This is a genomic window from Nocardioides jejuensis (assembly GCF_004337475.1).
Classification (GTDB): domain Bacteria; phylum Actinomycetota; class Actinomycetes; order Propionibacteriales; family Nocardioidaceae; genus Nocardioides; species Nocardioides jejuensis.
Map to the genome: position 1 here is coordinate 1 of NZ_SJZJ01000012.1, position 17,841 is coordinate 17,841.

Annotated in this window: 16 protein-coding genes and 2 tRNA genes; 6 read left to right on the plus strand and 12 right to left on the minus strand. The window is 69.5% G+C overall.

Annotated elements, in window-relative coordinates:
• Window positions 1-142: 142 nt before the first annotated feature.
• The gene (locus EPD65_RS08500) at window positions 143-355 is read right to left on the minus strand and encodes a type II toxin-antitoxin system HicA family toxin (RefSeq protein ID WP_131583134.1); all 213 of its coding nucleotides are present in this window, start codon (window positions 353-355) and stop codon (window positions 143-145) included.
• A 100-nt stretch (window positions 356-455) separates the two neighbouring features.
• Between EPD65_RS08500 and EPD65_RS08505 the strand changes: the two genes are divergently transcribed.
• Complete coding sequence (locus EPD65_RS08505) at window positions 456-704, plus strand: DUF3263 domain-containing protein (RefSeq protein ID WP_131583136.1); 249 nt, start codon at window positions 456-458, stop codon at window positions 702-704.
• Between the two features lie 88 nt (window positions 705-792).
• Window positions 793-1,206, plus strand: coding sequence for a hypothetical protein (locus tag EPD65_RS08510; protein WP_131583138.1), 414 nt, complete (start codon window positions 793-795; stop codon window positions 1,204-1,206).
• Here the strand turns inward: EPD65_RS08510 and EPD65_RS08515 are convergent.
• Window positions 1,207-1,280: transfer RNA gene (locus EPD65_RS08515), tRNA-Ile, on the minus strand.
• Window positions 1,281-1,739: 459 nt separating this feature from the next.
• Here EPD65_RS08515 and EPD65_RS08520 point away from each other — a divergent pair.
• Window positions 1,740-3,554: a hypothetical protein gene (locus EPD65_RS08520; RefSeq protein WP_165872944.1), complete on the plus strand. Its 1,815-nt coding sequence runs from the start codon at window positions 1,740-1,742 to the stop codon at window positions 3,552-3,554.
• 57 nt (window positions 3,555-3,611) lie between these two features.
• On the opposite strand, the gene EPD65_RS08525 is transcribed toward EPD65_RS08520, so the two are convergent.
• The 3 genes from EPD65_RS08525 to dnaG all read right to left on the minus strand — a co-directional run bounded on the left by EPD65_RS08525 (window position 3,612) and on the right by dnaG (window position 6,400).
• Window positions 3,612-4,250, minus strand: a complete 639-nt coding sequence (locus EPD65_RS08525) for a sortase domain-containing protein (RefSeq protein ID WP_131583142.1) — start codon at window positions 4,248-4,250, stop codon at window positions 3,612-3,614.
• Between the two features lie 99 nt (window positions 4,251-4,349).
• A tRNA-Asn gene (locus EPD65_RS08530) sits at window positions 4,350-4,425 on the minus strand.
• A 64-nt stretch (window positions 4,426-4,489) separates the two neighbouring features.
• Entirely contained in the window at window positions 4,490-6,400 is a 1,911-nt protein-coding gene (dnaG, locus tag EPD65_RS08535) for a DNA primase (protein WP_131583144.1), read from the minus strand.
• A 147-nt stretch (window positions 6,401-6,547) separates the two neighbouring features.
• On the opposite strand from dnaG, the gene EPD65_RS08540 reads away from it, so the two are divergent.
• Both EPD65_RS08540 and EPD65_RS08545 read left to right on the plus strand, forming a co-directional pair.
• Window positions 6,548-7,345, plus strand: coding sequence for a L,D-transpeptidase (locus EPD65_RS08540; RefSeq protein WP_131583146.1), 798 nt, complete (start codon window positions 6,548-6,550; stop codon window positions 7,343-7,345).
• 92 nt (window positions 7,346-7,437) lie between these two features.
• On the plus strand, window positions 7,438-8,334 hold the full coding sequence (locus EPD65_RS08545) for a hypothetical protein (protein ID WP_131583148.1): 897 nt from the start codon (window positions 7,438-7,440) through the stop codon (window positions 8,332-8,334).
• Between the two features lie 82 nt (window positions 8,335-8,416).
• Here EPD65_RS08545 and EPD65_RS08550 read toward each other — a convergent pair whose 3' ends face one another.
• From EPD65_RS08550 to EPD65_RS08580, 7 genes are all read right to left on the minus strand, one after another.
• Entirely contained in the window at window positions 8,417-9,652 is a 1,236-nt protein-coding gene (locus tag EPD65_RS08550; RefSeq protein WP_131583150.1) for a deoxyguanosinetriphosphate triphosphohydrolase, read from the minus strand.
• Between the two features lie 24 nt (window positions 9,653-9,676).
• The gene (locus tag EPD65_RS08555; RefSeq protein ID WP_131583151.1) at window positions 9,677-10,459 is read right to left on the minus strand and encodes an ABC transporter permease; all 783 of its coding nucleotides are present in this window, start codon (window positions 10,457-10,459) and stop codon (window positions 9,677-9,679) included.
• Complete coding sequence (locus EPD65_RS08560) at window positions 10,456-11,376, minus strand: ABC transporter ATP-binding protein (protein ID WP_243640509.1); 921 nt, start codon at window positions 11,374-11,376, stop codon at window positions 10,456-10,458. The genes EPD65_RS08555 and EPD65_RS08560 overlap by 4 nt, the downstream gene beginning before the upstream one ends.
• A gap of 78 nt (window positions 11,377-11,454) precedes the next feature.
• Window positions 11,455-12,339, minus strand: a complete 885-nt coding sequence (locus EPD65_RS08565; RefSeq protein WP_131583153.1) for a VldE C-terminal domain-containing protein — start codon at window positions 12,337-12,339, stop codon at window positions 11,455-11,457.
• A 132-nt stretch (window positions 12,340-12,471) separates the two neighbouring features.
• The gene (dusB, locus tag EPD65_RS08570) at window positions 12,472-13,611 is read right to left on the minus strand and encodes a tRNA dihydrouridine synthase DusB (RefSeq protein ID WP_131583155.1); all 1,140 of its coding nucleotides are present in this window, start codon (window positions 13,609-13,611) and stop codon (window positions 12,472-12,474) included.
• Between the two features lie 35 nt (window positions 13,612-13,646).
• A complete protein-coding gene (locus EPD65_RS08575) occupies window positions 13,647-14,339 on the minus strand; it encodes a hypothetical protein (RefSeq protein ID WP_131583157.1) in 693 nt (230 codons plus the stop codon).
• Between the two features lie 24 nt (window positions 14,340-14,363).
• Window positions 14,364-15,764 carry a glycine--tRNA ligase gene (locus EPD65_RS08580; protein ID WP_131583159.1) on the minus strand — a complete coding sequence of 467 codons (1,401 nt, stop codon included), beginning with the start codon at window positions 15,762-15,764 and terminating at the stop codon, window positions 14,364-14,366.
• Window positions 15,765-15,872: 108 nt separating this feature from the next.
• Here EPD65_RS08580 and EPD65_RS08585 point away from each other — a divergent pair, with 108 nt between their 5' ends.
• Entirely contained in the window at window positions 15,873-17,834 is a 1,962-nt protein-coding gene (locus tag EPD65_RS08585; protein ID WP_131583161.1) for an APC family permease, read from the plus strand.
• Window positions 17,835-17,841: the final 7 nt, after the last annotated feature.

A 17,841-nucleotide genomic window follows, 5' to 3' on the forward strand; every position in this document is an offset into this window, starting at 1 on the left:
ACGTCGCGGTCCTCGACGGCTTCGATGAGACCGCGGATCTGGGCGCGAGCTTCGGTGAGGCGGGCGCACTGGGTGACCCCGACGCCATCGACGTCGAGGACCCACCAGTTGCCTTCGCGCTCGGCGGTGGCGGTGTAGGCGTTCACTGGGGCATCCATCCTTCCGGGAGACACGAGAGTTGCTTGATGAGGCTGCGGCACACTCCGGCGGTGATCTCGCGGTGCCTCGGGACCGGGCCCATGTGCTTGCCGCAGGGGCAGGCGAAGACTTCGTGGTCGCCGCGGTCGCGAAGGCGGGTGCATCCGTTCGCGAGGAGCGCCTTGACCAGTTCGGCTCGCTTCGTGGGCTTGATCATGAGATTAGTCTAGGGTGCCTTTACTTTCAAGTCAAGCCACCCTAGACGTTTTTCGGAAGGATTCCGAAGTTCTGTCGGCAGCCCCTGATCCACTATCCCCATGCTCACCGTCCTCGACCACATGACCCTCCGCTTCGAGGAGCGTCACTGGCGGTTCGCCGGCGCGAAGGCTGAGGCAATTCGGGAGCAGTTCGGCGAGAGCATCACGCGCTACTACCAGCGGCTCGATGCGCTCATCAGGCAGCCCGAGGCCCTTGCCACCTACCCACAGACGGTCCGTCGACTCAACCGACTCCGCGATGCCAGACGTGGAGCGCGCACAGTGGGCGAGGTCTCACCCGCTCGGTAGTGTCGTCCCCATGGTTGCGCACTTCACTCACCCGGCTGTCCCGTCACTCCACAAGAGGCTCGACCGCGAAGCCAGTCACCGTTTCGCAGTGATCGTTTTCGCACAGGGGGACGGCTACGGCTTCGGGGTCGTTGAAGGAGCCACCGGCGAGTGCCTTGCCTGGGACGGCCTCTACTACGACGAGAGCCTGCCGACCACGACGCCGCTCGACCAGATCCAGTGGGACGAGTGGGACGACATGAGTTCGAAGCTCGTGTTCAACACGCAGCGCGACTGGTTCGCCGGCCCCCTCGGAGAGTGGATGATGCCGACCTACAGCCTGGCCAAGGAGGCAGCAGAGCTGGTGAGCCTGTGGGGAAGCGACCCAAAGGAGGACGGCCGGCACCTGGGCGGCTCGAGCCTCCGTTGCTACGTCCCGATCACGGACGAGACGGCATTCACCGAGTACCTCGACGCCGCCGAGAAGCGGCGCGAGGGCATTCGTGCGCGATTCTCCGAGTAGTAGGCCAGGTGGGACTTGAACCCACGCGTGGACGATTATGAGTCGTCTGCTCTAACCGGCTGAGCTACTGGCCCGTGGAGTGTCGGAGCCTACCGCGAAGGCGTGTTGCTCCCCAGTTGCTCCCTGACGGGACGTCCACGCAGGTCAGGGCAGGTGAGTCCAAGGATTATGAGTTCTCTGCTCTAACCGACTGAGCTACCGGCCCGCACGCCACGGCGTACAGGGAAAAGATAAAGGTGCCCGCCTGGCGGCCGGCACACCCCATGTGATGTCGGACGAGGGACGGCGGACACCGGCGCCTGATCCTGGGAGGGAGGGACGGATCTGGCGCGTTCCCTGCACGCTCAACGAGGGAGCGCCCGACCGGTTACGCCATCGCGCGACGGATCCTGTGAGCCGCCTCACGGCCGTGAGTGACTAACCGTTCAACTATCCACTCGTTAAGAAAATTCGGTCGGCTCGGGAGGCCTCACCCCATGCACCTGCGTGCACGTCTCTTCGGAGAGGTGCGCGTGCCTACGAAAGGCTCTCCCTTGCGCCGCAACCTCTCGGCCGTGGCAGCGCTCGCGCTGGCCGGCTCCGCCGCCTTCGCGGCTGCCGGCCCCGCGTCCGCCGCCACGCTTCCCGCGCCGTACTCCGCCGACGGTCACGCCGACCTGGTGAACCTCAAGGCGACTCTGCTCACCAACACCCTCGCCAACGCCTACGTGGCCCACTCCGAGGTCGTGACCAAGAGCCAGGGCGGCATCGTCGACCGCGAGGGCAACCCGGTGAAGGCGGGCACCCGGACCCACGCTGTCGCCTCCAACGTCAACGTGCAGGTCGCGAGCAACAACCCGGCCATCCAGACGGACGCCACCATCGCGGACTCCCCCGCCCCGGTCGACCCGGCCGCCAAGACGCTGCTGCCGGTCAACCTGTCTCCGCTGGCCAACGTCGGCGTGATCACCGGTGACGTGCGCTCCAACTACGTCTCCGACACCGTGTGCCCGACCAACAACATCCTGGGCACCTCCCGCACGGACGTCGCGGGCGTCAGCGTCCTCGGCCTGACCGGCGCCGGCCTCCCGGCTCCGGTCCTCGCGGCCCTCCCGACGCAGCTCAAGTCGGCGCTGGTCAACGTCGGCGCGTCGTACGTCGACACCAAGAACGAGCTCGTCGGCACCGCGGTCAAGTCGACCTCGCAGATGAGCATCGCCCCGGTGGGCCTGCTCGGCGGCCTCGTGACCGTCGAGGTCGCGAACCCGGTCACCATGACCGCGCAGTCGGCCGGCCCGGGCACCGAGAAGACGACCTGGTCGAACCCGACCGCCGTCGTCAAGGTGGGCGGCACCAAGGTCGTCACCCTCGACACCACCAACTCCGGCACGATGATCCCGGTCCCGGTCAACCTGGGTCTTGCGAACGTCGACCTCAAGGTCGGCCTCTTCAAGCCGACCTCCTCGACGTCGGGTGGCACCGCCTCGATCGGCTCGGGCGCCGTGCTCCAGCTCGACCTGAACGTCAAGCTCCTCGGCACGCAGCTGGTCAACCTGCACCTCGGCGCGGGCCAGATGGACGCCAAGGCGACCGCCCCGACCGGCGGCGTCGAGTGCACCGCCACCTCGGGTGGCGGCAGCACCGGCGGGACCGACACCGACGGTGACGGCCTCACGGACGCGCAGGAGCAGCAGCTCGGCACGGACCCGAAGAACGCCGACACCGACGGCGACGGCCTGACCGACGGCCAGGAGGTCAACACCTACGGCACCGACCCGCTCAAGGCGGACACCGACGGTGACGGCCTCAAGGACGGCGCCGAGGTCAACACGTACGGCACCGACCCGAAGGACGCCGACACGGACAACGGCGGCGTCCCGGACGGCGTCGAGGTCCACAACGGCAACGACCCGCTCGACCCGGCCGACGACCAGGCCCTCCTCGACCCGAACGCGGACCCGGACCACGACGGTCTGACCAACGCGCAGGAGAAGCAGCACGGCACCGACCCGTTCGACGCCGACACGGACAACGACGGCCTCAAGGACGGCGCCGAGGTCAAGCTGGGCACCGACCCGACGGACCCTGACACCGACAACGACGGCCTCAAGGACGGCGCCGAGGTCAACACCTACGGCACCGACCCGCTCGACGCCGACACGGACAACGGTGGCGTCAACGACGGCACCGAGGTCAAGCACGGCACCGACCCGCTCGACGGTTCCGACGACCACGCCACGGGTGGTGAGTCCAGCAACCACGGCGGTCTGCCGATGACCGGCGCCACCATCGGCCTGGGCGCCCTGATCGCCGCGATCGTCGCGACCGTGGCCGGCTTCTTCGTGGCCCGGAAGCGCCGCACCGCCTGATCCACCGCAGTACGACGAGAGCCGCGCACCCCATCGGTGCGCGGCTCTTGTCGTTGGTCAGGAGGTCTTCTGCTTCACCTTCTGCAGCTCGCCGAAGACCGCGAGCCGCCAGTCGGAGTGGAAGAGCTCAGCGCAGGTCACCATCGTGATCAACCGCTGGCCGGGCTTCTGCGGAGGCTCGACTCCCCCGGGCTCCGGATTGTGCGGCAGCTTGTCCATGACCCAGCCGCCGTCCGAGAAGCTGACGCGGAGGGCATCGCCTCGCGTGATCAGCCGGTAGGTGTAGATCCGCGTGCGGGTCTCGATGCTGACGGTGTCGCCGGGGCGCAGGTCGGGCATGTGGCGCAGCGGCTCGTTGCGCGTCGTCCGGTGCGCGATGATCACGAAGTTGCCCTGCTCACCCACCTTGGCCGAGTCGATGATGTGGCCGAATCCCGCGTGCAGCGCGTCGTATCCGGTGAACTCCATGAGCGGGATCGCATAGTCCTTGCCGAACCGCGGGATGCGGACGAGGCCGTCCACGGTCCCCCACTTCACGTGGGGTTCCTTGCCGTGCGCCCAGGCTTCGCGCGTCTCGGTACGGACCTGCTGCTGGATGCGCGCGGACTGCCAGTCGGTCCCCCAGAACTGCCAGCCGATGTAGCCGAGTCCGGACAGGCCAGCGAGGATCAGCACCACACCGATCAGACGACGCATGTGTCCCCCTCAGACTTCACGACCCGACCAGCGTAGCCGCGCCGGCCTTGTCTGAAATGAGAACCACCTCCAGCCCGTGGTGCGGACTGGAGGCGGTGGTGGCTCCCCCGGCTGGACTCGAACCAGCAACCCTTCGATTAACAGTCGAATGCTCTGCCAATTGAGCTACAGGGGAATGCTTTGCAGCGGGCGAAACCATAGCAACCACCCGGCCCCGCGATGAAATCGGGGTGTCGGTTTCAGCTGCCGAGAGTGCCTTCGCGCAGGGTCCGGCGGCGTTGCTCGAGCGCCATCAATTCCTGGAACATCCGGTTGTACTCCACCGGGTCCTGCTGTGGGCTCGTGCGCTGCAGCCGCGACTTCACGTCGGCGATCCGGCGGGCAGCGCTGAGCTCGAGCAACTTGTTGACGTGGAGCACGACGTACGCCGTGTCGGGCTCGCGCGGCGACAGCACCGGCTCGACGGCGAGGGCGCTCAGCGCAGCCATGGCGAGCGGGTCGGTGATCCGGTCGCGCAGCCCGGCAGGCCAGCTCGCGTCGGAGGCGCCCGCGGCGGCACCGCCGGACGCGGCAACGGCCTGCCACACCCCGGCGTACGTCGGGTGCGTGAAGTCGTGGACGGTGACGTCGCGGGCCGCGTTGGCCACCGCCGCGGGGTGCTGCAGGACGAGCTTCAGCGTCTCCCGCTCGAGCGTGAAGCGCGGGTCGCGGAGGTTGGGCACGGGCGGTGCGGCCGGCGCGGCCTGCGCCTGCGGAGCGGCGGGAGCGGCCTGACGCGCACCGGTGTCACGTCCTCCTGGCTCACGGCCTCCGCCCTTCGCGGCGCGCGCCGACGCGCGGCGTACCTCCGAGCGGGCCTCGTCGACGTCGATGCCGATGGAGGCAGCCAGCTCGCGGGTGAACGCCTCGACCTTGGACTTGTCGCGGACCGAGGAGACCAGGCGTGCCGCCTCGCGCAGCGCATCGACCCGGCCGTCGGCGCGGTCGAGGTCATAGCGGGTGAGCACGTTGCCGAGCACGAACCGGTAGAGCGGGGTGCGACCCGAGATGAGCTCGCGGACGGCCTCGTCGCCCTTGGCCAGACGGAGGTCGCACGGGTCCATGCCCGACGGCTCGACCGCGACGTAGGTCTGCGAGACGAAGTTCTGGTCGCCGCCGAAGGCCCGGAGGGCGGCCTTCTGCCCGGCAGCATCGCCGTCGAAGGTGAAGATCACTTCGCCGCGCAGCTCGCCGTGGTCGCCCATGAAGCGCCGCAGCACCCGCGCGTGATCGTCACCGAACGCCGTGCCGCACGTCGCCACTGCCGTGCCGACGCCGGCGAGGTGACAGGCCATCACGTCGGTGTAGCCCTCGACGATCACGGCCTGGGAGGAACGGCCGATCTCCTTGCGCGCCATGTCGAGGCCGTAGAGGACGTGCGACTTCTTGTAGATCGGCGTCTCGGAGGTGTTGAGGTACTTCGCCTCGATCCGGTCGTCCTCGAAGATCCGGCGGGCACCGAAGCCGATGACCTCGCCGCTGGCCTCGCGGATCGGCCAGAGCAAGCGGCCGCGGAACTTGTCGTAGTGCGAGCGCCCGAGCCCTACCAGGCCACCGGCGACGAGCTCGTCGGCGCTGAAGCCCTTCTGGCGCAGGTGGCGGAAGAGCACCTCACCACCGCGCGGCGCGAAGCCGACACCGAACGTCGCCGCAGCGTCCTGGTCGAAGCCACGCGAGCCGAGGAACTGCCGGGCCGCGAGCGCATCGGGAGTCGTGAGCTGGTCGACGTAGAACTCGGCGGCGAGCCGGTGCGCCTCGATCAGTCGACCGCGGGCCGGGCCGCGTGGGCCCTGCGGGACATCGCCCTCCTCGCGCCGCAGCTGGATGCCGGTCTTGTCGGCCAGTCGCTCGACCGCCTCGGTGAAGGTCAGGCCGTCGATCTTCATCAGGAAGTTGATGACGTCGCCGCCCTCGCCGCACCCGAAGCAGTGGAAGAAGCCCCGGCTCGGCGTGACGTGGAACGACGCGGACTTCTCGTCATGGAAGGGGCACAGGCCCTTCATCGAGCCGCCACCGGCGTTGCGGAGCGTGACGTAACCGGACACGACGTCGTCGATCCGCGCCTTCTCACGGACCTCGGCGATGTCCTCGTCTCGGATCCGTCCAGCCACGTGCGGAGCCTACACACGGCGGCCTCCGGGCCCCGACCGGGCGAGGCCGCGCGCAAACGCCGAAACCGGCCTTTCCGCGACGATCGTGTGGAAGGATGTAGGTCGGTCCAAAGAGGGTGGACCGGACATCTCATGGGGAGTTGACACGTGTCGGGAGCAGCCGGCCGCGGAGCATCGTGGCTGACGTCGGTCGTTGTTGCCGTCGTCGCATGCGGCCTGCTCGCGTTCGCCATGTTCACCGTGCAGGAACACCAGAAGAACGCCAAGCCGGCCGACTTCGCCGCCGCACTGCGCGACAAGGGCTACGCGACCACCCACACGCGGACCCCGAAGGCTCCGCACGACCCCTACCCGACCCAGGCGACCACCGGCCTCGTGGTGCACCCCAACCGCACGGTCGGGCTCTACGCCGAGCCCAACGGCAAGCCGTTCGCCAAGCTCAACCCGATGGAGTTCGGCGACTCGTGGTTCCCCGCGATCGCGCGCGCGGGCGGCTGGCTGCAGATCATGCTGCCGTCGAAGCCCAACGGCTCGACCGGCTGGGTCCGCGCCGGCTTCATGGCGACCGGCCACACGCCGTACGTGATCCGGGTCCACCTCAAGAGCACCCAGCTCGAGCTCTACAAGGACCGCGCGCTCATGGGCGCCTGGCGTGTGGCGGTCGGTGCGCCGTCGACGCCGACGCCGACCGGGCGCACGTTCGTGCTCGGACAGTTCACGGACCCTGCCCAGAGCTTCTCGCCGGTGATCCTCCCGCTGGGCACGCACAGCGCGACCCTCGACAGCTACGGCGGCGGTCCGGGCACCGTCGCCATCCACGGCTGGAACGATCCCAAGGTCTTCGGCCACCCCGTGAGCCATGGCTGCATCCGGGTGCCGAAGGAGGCGCTCTTCCAGCTGCGGCAGGTCCCGGTGGGCACTCTCGTGATGATCGACGCGAACTGAACGAAAAACCTGTGACAATCAACCGTCACGAAACGGACCTTGCTCCGTTGTCCAGACAGAGCTTATGAAAAGCAACGAAGGGAACAACCACCATGAAGCGTGAGCTGAAGGCAGCCCTGGGCGCCACCGCGCTCCTCGCTGGCGCGGCCACTGTCGTCGTCGTCGGCGGCGCCACCTCGGGCACGGCGGCCGGCGTGCCGTCCTCCGCCTACGGCATCACGGCCTCTGGCCTGATCCCGATCGACCCGACCCCGTCGGTCACCTCCACGGACGGCAAGGCCGTCTCGGACAGCGCCGTCGGCCTCCCGGTCCCCGGCCTCGCCGACGTCGGCGTCATCAACGCCATGGCGGAGAACGACCACGCCACGGCGTCGGTCGCGAACGTCGACCTCACCGGCGGCCTTCTCAAGAACGCTGGCCTCTCGACCGCGCTCGCGCCGGTCGTCGACGGCTGCAACCAGCTCGCCAGCGCGCTCAACAACACGACCGCGCAGCTCGGTGGTGCGCTCACCGACCTCCTCGGCCAGATCGGTTCGGCCACGCCGCCGCTGACCGGTGGTGACCTGATCTCTTCCCCGACGGTCCTCGGCCCGCTGCAGAAGCTCTGCGACACGCTCGACAACCTGGGCGAGCTCGTCCACGTCGGCGCCGTCACCGCCGAGTGCACCGGTCACACGGGTGAGGGCAAGGTTGCCTCGATCAACCTGCTCGGCCTCCCGGTCGACCTGCCGACGGGTGCCAACCAGGCGCTCTCCTCGGGTGCCCTCGGTGCCCTGGCGCCGGTCCTCGACGTCAAGATCAACACGCAGACCACCAACGCCGACGGCACCTTCACCGTCACCGCGCTGGAGCTCGACGTGCTCGGCCAGATCCAGATCAAGGTCGCCTCGGCCACCTGTGGCCACGTCACCAACGCCGTGACCCCGACCGAGGTTCCCTCGGCCCCGGCGCCGAAGCCGATCAAGACGGACGTCCCGGTCACCGGCTGACGCACCGCCTGAACGCCACGAGGCCCGTCCTGCTCTCCGGAGCAGGGCGGGCCTCGTCGTTTCCGTCAGAGGGTCGCCGGGGTCAGACCAGGCGCGCGTGCCAGGCGTGGGCCGACGCATCCGTCAGCGAGGCCACCTGGTCGAGCACGACCCGCAACCGGGCGGCGTCGTCGGCCGCCTCGTGCCAGTCCTCGGCGTACATCGGGTCGAGGGCGTCCGCCTCACGGGCGAGCAGCGCGTCGACGAGCTCGTGGAGCAGGACCTTCTGGCGCTCCTGCAGCTCCAGCCGGTGCGCCGACTGCATGACGTAGTGGGCGGCCACGCCCTTGAGGACGGCGATCTCGGTGACCGTGTCGCGGGGCACCACGAGCTCGGCCGCGTAGCGCGCGATCGGCCCGTCGTACGCCGCAAACGTCGCGGCCTGCGCGCTGCCGCAGAACCGGCCGATCAGGTCGCTGGTGAGGTTCTTCAGCGCGGCGAGCGACCGCCGGGTCCCGTCGTACGGCGCCGTCGGCCAGCTGCCGATCTCCATGAGCCCCGCGAGCGCCGCATCGAGCTCGTCGTCGCTGGCCCGCGGCAGGTACCACCCACGGACCGTCTCCCAGGTCGCGTGCCTCTCCCCTGCGTCGTGCAGCCGCCCGAGGTCGATCAGTCCGGCGACGACGCCGTCCTCGACGTCGTGGACGGAGTAGGCGACATCGTCGGCGAGGTCCATGACCTGTGCCTCCAGGCACTTGCGGCTGCCCTCGATGCCGGACCGGAGCCAGCCGAACACCGGCAGGTCGTCCTCGTACACGCCAAACTTCGCGCCGGGGGCGGGACGCCGCCAGGGGTACTTCGTGCAGGCGTCGAGCGTTGCCCGCGTCAGGTTGAGGCCGACCGAGCGGCCGTCCGCATCGACGGACTTCGACTCGAGCCGGGTCAGGATGCGCAGGGTCTGGGCGTTGCCCTCGAAGCCGCCGCACGGCTCCGCCATCGCGTCGAGGACCGACTCCCCGTTGTGCCCGAACGGCGGGTGCCCGAGGTCGTGCGCCAGTGCGGCGGTCTCGGTGATGTCCGGATGGCAGCCGAGGGCGCGAGCCAGGTCGCGCGCGACCTGGGCGACCTCGAGGCTGTGCGTGAGCCGGTTGCGGACGAAGTCGTCCGAGCGCGGGTCGACGACCTGCGTCTTCGCGGCCAGACGGCGCGACGCCGCCGCGTGCACGACGCGGGCCCGGTCGCGCTCGAACGGCGTGCGCTCAGGGGCATCGACGCGCTTCGGCGGCTCGGGGACGAGGCGCTCGCGGGCGTGCGCGTCGTACAGGCTCTCGGGATCCATCGGAAGCGACCCTAGTGCCCCGGCTCAGACCCGTGCCGTGTCCTTGCTCATCCGCCATGCGGCGCCACCGACGAAGATCGCCAGCCAAGCGACGGCGTTGACCACGGCGTACCAGGGAAGGTCGCCGGTGAGCACCGAGCGCGAGACCATTGCCGGCCCGAACATGGGCGTGCACGACGCGACCCACCACATCGTGCTGCCCTCGTCGATCGGGATGAAGACGTTGCCCAGGAAGGCGAACAGCGCGAGAGCGGGGCCGAGGAACTGCATGGCGTTCTCCCCCGGCACGAGGTAGCCGACGAAGACGCCCAGCGCGGCGAAGACCAGCGCGCAGACCAGCGTGAGGAGAGCGCTCGCAATCCAGATGCCGACGGGCATGTCCGGCTTGCCCTGCACAAGCCCGGCGATGTTGACGACCGTGATCGAGATGCCGCCGATGGCGAGGGCCACGATCGCCTTCACCGCGATGTAGGCGACCGGGTGCAGTGGCGTCAGCCGCAGCTGCCGTGACCAGCCCAGGGCCCTCTCCAGCGCCACGCTCGCGCCCGTCGCGGACGCGGTGAGGGCCGCGCCGTAGAACGCCATCGAGACCATGATGTACGCCGAGACGTTGCCGTGTCCGACGCGCTCGTCGGAGCCCTGGCCACCGAAGGCGAAGAAGAGCGCAGCCGGGAAGATCAGCGTGAAGATGATCGTGCGCCGGTTGCGCAGCACCCTCAGCAGCTCGATCCGGAGCAGGGTCGCGCTGAAGCCACCGAGCGCGGGCACGCGCCGCGTGGCCGGGTCGTAGGTCGTCGTGCTGCTCATGCGCGGGCCTCCTCGCGGGCCGGAGCGGCGTCACCGGTGAGGCTGAGGAACGCCTCCTCGATGCCCTTGGCGGTGATCTCGAGATCGCGGGCGTCTGTCGACGTCAGCAGGTGCCGGGCGACCGCGTCGCTGTCCTTGGCGTGGGCGATGACGGCATCACCGCGGACCTCGACGCCGTCGACGCCCGCCATCCGGCGCAGGTCGTCGGCGACCGCCGTGGCATCGCCGACCGTCGCGCGCACGGTGCGCCCCGACGACAGCGCCTTGATCTCGGAACCCGAGCCGTCGGCGACCACCCGGCCGTGGCTGACCAGGACGATCCGGTCGGCGTACTGGTCGGCCTCCTCGAGGTAGTGCGTGGCGAACAGGACGGTGCGGCCGCGCTCGGCGTCCTGCCGGATCGCCGACCAGAACGAGCGGCGCCCCTCGACGTCCATCCCCGTGGTGGGCTCGTCGAGCAGGAGAAGGGCGGGGTCGGGCAGCAGCGCCATCGCGAACCGCAGTCGCTGCTGCTCACCGCCGGAGCACTTGCCGACCTTGCGGTCCGCGATCGCGCTGATGCCGGCCCGCTCGAGCACCTCCTCGACCGGGGCTGCCCCGGGGAAGAGGCTTGCGGTGTAGGCGACCGTCTCGCGGACGCTGAGGTCCTTCAGCAGGCCACCGGTCTGCATCACTGCGGAGATAAGGCCGCGCGCGATCGCCGCACGCGGCTCGAGACCCAGGACCTCGACCGAGCCTGCGGTCGGCCTGCTGAGGCCGAGCACCATGTCGATCGTGCTGGTCTTGCCCGCGCCGTTGGGGCCGAGGAACGCGACCACCTCGCCCTGCTGGACGGTGAGGTCGATGCCGTCGACAGCGATCACGGACCCGAACTGCTTGCGGACACCGGAGAGCCTGATGGCTGGAGCACTGGTCACGCCGCCAGCATGCCTGAAAGCACCAACGAACGCCGGGCAATTCACCCGGCGTTCGTTGGTCGTGTCAAGCGATGTGTGTCAGTTCGTGCGGACGTGCACGTGGTCGTAGTGGTTCGCGGTGAGCGAGCCACGGTCCGACATGCTCTTCCAGCCGACGCCCGGCTGCCAGATGCGCTGGCGATAGATGATGTCGTTGAGCTTGAGCTCCGAGGCGTGTGCCATCAGGAAGTCCACGACGGCATAGCCGAGCGAGGTGTCGGACACCGCGATCATCGCGTCGATCGAAGAACCGTCGGCGTGCTCGCCGTGGTTGTCCCAGCCGCCGTACGTCGAGATCTGCGGGAACGCCGCACACAGCGACCGCAGCGTGTAGCTGGCATCCCGGGTGAGACCCAGGTCGCTGCCGCCGGTCGCCGCACACGGCGCCATCGACAGACCCGAGGCCGCGACGATCGGCTTGTACGACGAGAGCTTGCCGGCCTCGACCCAGCGCGGCTCGCGGCTGCGGAGGATCTCGACGCGCCCGTTGGCCTCGCGGCCGGTGACCAGCACCTCGGTGACCGCCTTGACGGTGCCCTTGGGGTTGGCGTCCTTGCCCGGGCCGGACCAGAGCTTGAGGTCCTCGGTGGTCCACATCTGGGTGTGGGCCCCGCGGACGGCCTTGTCGGTGGCGGCCTTGCGGGCGAGGCGCTCGGCCTCGGCGGGCGTCCAGGAGACGCGCGGGACGCTGCGGGAGACCTCCGGGGCGCGCGTCGCGTCCGAGGTGCCGGCGGCGTCAGCGGTGAACACTCCTCCCAGGTCAGCCTGGACAGGGACGCCGCCAGCAGCGGCGACGCCGAGGCCGACCGGAGCGAGGGTCGCGACGAGGGCGAGGGGGGCGGCGATCTTCACGGCACGGCCGGAGAGGCGGCCACGGAAGGGGTTCATGCGGGCAATCGGGCTCCGCTGGTGGCTGTCGGCCACGGCGCTACGTCCTTAGCTCGGGGTCATGGGCTGTCATGCAGGTGGGCCGCCTGTGGGCGACCCAAGGGTCCAGTTCATCACGCTTGCTGCCAGCTAGCAGCATCCTGGGTCACGTCACCGGCGTGAGCCCAATCACCCGCCCGTGGTGTCGTGGGCGTCCTCGGCGATGACACAGCCATGGCCGTCGGTGTCGTCCAGCCATCCCTCGGGGAGCACGACACGCTTGCGCGGCGCGCCCTGGCGGCCCCGCGGGGTGCCCAGCTCCTGCACCGGGAACGGCGCCTCCGGGTCGAGCTCGGCGATCAATGCATCGAGGTCCGCGAGGGTGTCGACGAGGGCCAGGCGGTGGCGGAGCTCACCGCCGGCCGGGAAGCCCTTGAGGTACCACGTGATGTGCTTGCGGATCTCCTTGCAGCCGCGCTCCTCCCCCATGTGCTCGGTGAGCAGCTCGGCGTGGCGGCGCATCATCGTGGCCACCTCACCGAGGACAGGCAGCGTTGCGACCTGCTCGCCGTTGAAGGCGGCTGCAAGGTCGCGGAAGAGCCACGGCCGGCCGAGGCAGCCACGGCCGACGACGACGCCGTCGACGCCGGTCTCCTCGACCATGCGGATCGCGTCCGCCGCCTCCCAGATGTCGCCGTTGCCGAGCACCGGGATGTCGACGCTCGCCTTGAGCTCACCGATCGCGTCCCAGTCGGCCTGGCCGGAGTAGGCCTGCTCGACGGTGCGGCCGTGCAGCGCGATGGCGGCAACGCCGGAGTCGGCGGCGATCCGGCCGGCGTCCATGAAGGTGAGGTGGTCGGCGTCGATCCCCTTGCGGGTCTTCATCGTCACCGGCACGTCGTACGGCGCGGCCGCGCGGACGGCGTGGTCGAGGATCTCGCCGAGGAGGTTGCGCTTCCAGGGCAGGGCGCCGCCGCCACCCTTGCGGGTCACCTTCGGCACGGGGCAGCCGAAGTTCAGGTCGATGTGGGCGACGCCGTACTCGCTGCAGAGGATCTCCGCGGCCTTGCCGACGTAGACCGGGTCGGTGCCGTAGAGCTGCACGCTGCGAACGGTCTCGAGCTCGTCGAAGACCAGCATCTTCTTCGTCGTCTCGTCACCCTCGACGAGGCCGCGCGAGGTGATCATCTCGCAGACGTAGAGGCCGGCTCCCTGCTCCGCACAGAGCCGGCGGTACGCCGCGTTGGTGATGCCCGCCATCGGCGCGAGGACGACCGGAGTCTCGACGCGGAGGGACCCGAGCTGCAGGTGGGTGGGCAGGGACGACATGTCCCCGATTGTCTCAGGTCCGGGCGGGTGCTCGGTCAGCCCTTGCTGGCGGACGCCTTCGGCGCGGGCTTCCGCGTCGGCTTCGCCCCGGCCTTCTTCTTCGTCGCCGACGGCGACGGGCTCGGCGTCGTGACGTCACCCGGCCACGAGATCACGTCGCCGGTTGCCGGCTGGAGGATCATCCGCTGCACCGAGCTCGTCGGCACGTAGACCAGGCAGACCGTGGCCTTCGCACCCTGGGCGAACTTCTTCGGCAGGACGCCGCGCGGGCACTTGTCGAACTTCATGTCGGCCCGCAGGTCCGCCGGCGGGTTCAGCAGGTCGGTGCCCTCGTCGAGGAAGAGCGGCAGCCGGCTGGCCGGTACGCCGCCGAGGTCGACCTTGCCGAGGTTCTCGACGGCGACCGTCACGTAGTAGAGGTGCGGGTCCTCCGGCTTCGGCGTGATCCGGATCCGGGCGATGTCGGCCTGGCTGCCCTGCACGATCTTCGTGACCGCGACCGAGACGATGCCCTTGGTGTTCTGGTCCGGGGCCCAGACGAGGTTGGCGGCGGCGCCGATCGCGAGGCGCTCGCCGCTCGGCGTCAGGGTCACGCCCGCGGTCACCGTCGGCTTCGCGGTCGGCTTCGCTGCCTTCTTGGCGTCTCCCCCACAGCCGGTGAGGCCGAGGGAGAGCGCCAGGACGGCGGCAGAGCCAGCAAGGAAGCGACGGTGTCCGCGAGAAGTCATGCGGGCATTGTGCACCCGCTCGACTCAGCAGCCGAGGAGACGCTCCGCGAAGTAGCGCGAGATGCCGTCGAGGCTGATCCGCTCCTGCGCCATGGTGTCGCGCTCGCGCACCGTCACCGCGTTGTCCTCGAGCGTGTCGAAGTCGACGGTGACGCAGTACGGCGTACCGACCTCGTCCTGGCGGCGGTAGCGCTTGCCGATGGCGCCGGCGTCGTCGAAGTCGACGTTCCAGTTCTGGCGCAGCTCGGCGGCGAGCGCCTTCGCCTTCGGCGACAGGTCGGCGTTGCGCGAGAGCGGGAGAACGGCGACCTTGGTCGGCGCCAGGCGCGGGTCGAGGCGCAGCACGACGCGCTTGTCGACGCCGCCCTTCGTGTTGGGCGCCTCGTCCTCGTGGTAGGCGTCGACGAGGAACGTCATCAGGCTGCGCGAGAGGCCGGCTGCCGGCTCGATGACGTACGGCGTGTAGCGCTCGTTGTTGGCCTGGTCGAAGTACGACAGGTCCTTGCCCGAGTGCTTCGAGTGGGTGCTGAGGTCGAAGTCGGTGCGGTTGGCGATGCCCTCGAGCTCGCCCCACTCCGAGCCCGCGAAGTTGAAGCGGTACTCGATGTCGACGGTGCGCTTGGAGTAGTGCGAGAGCTTCTCCGGAGCGTGCTCGTAGTGGCGCAGGTTGTCCGGGTTGATGCCGAGACCGGTGTACCAGGCCGTGCGCTCGTCGATCCAGTACTGGTGCCAGTCCTCGTCCTCGCCCGGCTTGACGAAGAACTCCATCTCCATCTGCTCGAACTCGCGGGTGCGGAAGATGAAGTTGCCCGGCGTGATCTCGTTGCGGAACGACTTGCCGATCTGCGCGATGCCGAACGGGGGCTTCATGCGCTGCGACGTCACGACGTTCGCGAAGTTGAGGAAGATGCCCTGCGCGGTCTCCGGACGGAGGTAGTGCAGGCCCGACTCGTCCTCGATGACACCGAGGTAGGTCTTCAGCATCATCTGGAAGTCGCGGGACTCGGTCCAGGAGCCGCGGGCGCCACAGTTGGGGCACGCGACGACGTCGTTGATGTTCACGTCGTCCGGGTTGTCGAGACCCTTCTTCTCCGCGTAGTCCTCCTGCAGGTGGTCCTCGCGGAAGCGCTTGTGGCACGACTGGCACTCGGTCAGCGGGTCGGTGAAGGTGCCGACGTGGCCCGAGGCGACCCAGGTCTCGCGCGGGAGGATGATCGAGGAGTCGAGGCCGACGACGTCCTCGCGACCCTGCACCATCGCCTTCCACCACTGACGCTTGATGTTCTCCTTGAGCTCCACGCCGAGCGGCCCGTAGTCCCAGGCGGAGCGGGTGCCACCGTAGATCTCGCCACACGGGTAGACGAAGCCCCTGCGCTTGGCGAGGGAGACGACGGTGTCGACGGTGGTGGCGGGCGCCTTGGCCATGGTGGTGCTCCTGGGTTTTCTCCGGACCGGCTGGCTGCCGGCTCGTGCCGCAGAAGCGTACCGAGCCGATGAGCGGTGGTGACCAGGCGGGGACTTAGGGTGAGCGCCATGACGACGACGCCCACGCCGACGCCGCCTCGCCGTACCTTCCGGGACTGGTTCCTCGAGGGCAACCGACCGGAGCCGGAGGGCTTCTACGAGTCCGAGGCCCACGCCGAGGCCCAGCACCACACGCAGGCGTGGTGGAAGGTCATGTGCCTGACCGGCGTCGACTACTTCTCGACGCTCGGTTACCAGCCCGGTATCGCGGCCCTGGCCGCCGGCGCGCTCTCCCCCATCGCGACGCTCGTCCTCGTTCTGATCACGCTCTTCGGCGCGCTGCCGATGTACCGCCGGGTCGCGCAGGAGAGCCCCCACGGCGACGGCTCCCTGTCGATGCTCGAGCGCCTGCTGGCGTACTGGCCGAGCAAGCTGCTCGTGCTGGCACTGATCGGTTTCGTTGCGACCGGCTTCGTCATCACCATGACGCTCTCCGCCGCCGACGCGGCGGCCCACATGATCGAGAACCCGTTCCTGCACGACGCGCTGAGCGGCGGACAGGTGCCGGTCACCCTCGGCCTGCTCGCACTGCTCGGTGCCGTCTTCCTCAAGGGGTTCAATGAGGCGATCGGCATCGCGGTCGTCATCGTGGTCGCCTACCTCGGGCTGAGCTCGGTCGTCATCGTCAACGGCCTCGCGGCCATCGTCCAGGAGCCCTCGCTGCTCGACGACTGGTGGGGCAACGTGACGCTCGACCACTCCGCGCCGTTCGGGATCATCGGTGCCTCGCTGCTCGTCTTCCCGGCCCTCGCGCTGGGCCTGTCCGGCTTCGAGACCGGCGTCGTCGTGATGCCGCTCGTGAAGGGCGACCCCGACGACAAGCCGCGCCGCCCGAAGGGCCGGATCCGCAACGCGAAGAAGCTGCTGACGACCGCGGCCGCCATCATGAGCGTGCTCCTGCTCAGCTCCTCGCTCGTCACCACGGTGCTCATCCCGCACGAGGCGTTCGAGGACGGCGGCCCGGCAAACGGACGCGCACTGGCCTTCCTCGCGCACTCGCGGCTCGGCGACGGCTTCGGCTCGGCGTACGACGCGGCGACGATCGCCATCCTCTGGTTCGCCGGTGCCTCGGCGATGGCGGGCCTGCTCAACATCGTGCCGCGCTACCTGCCGCGCTACGGCATGGCGCCTGACTGGGCCCGGTCGGTGCGCCCGCTGGTCGTGCTCTTCACCGGTATCGCCGCCGTCGTCACGCTCGCCTTCCGCGCGGACGTCGACGAGCAGGCCGGCGCGTACGCCACCGGTGTCCTCGCCCTGATGACGTCCGCCGCGGTGGCGGTGACCCTCACCGAGTGGCGCCGTCAGCACCGCCCCCAGGCCACCTTCTTCGGCGTGATCAGCGCGATCTTCATCTACACGATCAGCGTCACGATCATCGACCGCCCCGAGGGCCTGCTGATCGCGCTCGTCTTCGTGCTGATGATCCTGGTGATCTCGGTGATCAGCCGGATCCGTCGCGCGACCGAGCTGCGTGTCCAGGGTGTCCGCCTGGACGCCGGCGCCCAGCAGATCATCGACACGGCCATCGCCGACCCGCGCCCGATCCGGTTCATCGCCAACAAGCTCCAGGCCGGTGACGACCTCGAGTACGACGCGAAGATGGCGGAGGTCCAGCTCGACAACCACCTCGGTGACGACGAGGACCGGATCTTCCTCGAGGTCGCCGTGACCGACGCCAGCGATTTCGCCGGCGTCGTCGAGGTCACCAACGTGCAGGTCGGCCGGCACCGCATCCTGCGCGCCACCGGCCCGTCGGTGCCCAACACGATCGCGGCGTTCCTGCTGCACGTGCGCGACCTCGACCAGCAGGTGCCGCACGTGTACTTCGAGTGGAGCGACCGCTCCCCGGGCGACAACGTGATGCGGTTCCTGCTCGCCGGCGAGGGCGACATCCCGCCGCTGACGCACGAGATCCTGCGCAAGGCCGAGCCTGTCGAGGCCCGTCGGCCGCAGGTCCACGTCGGCGGCTGATCCTTCC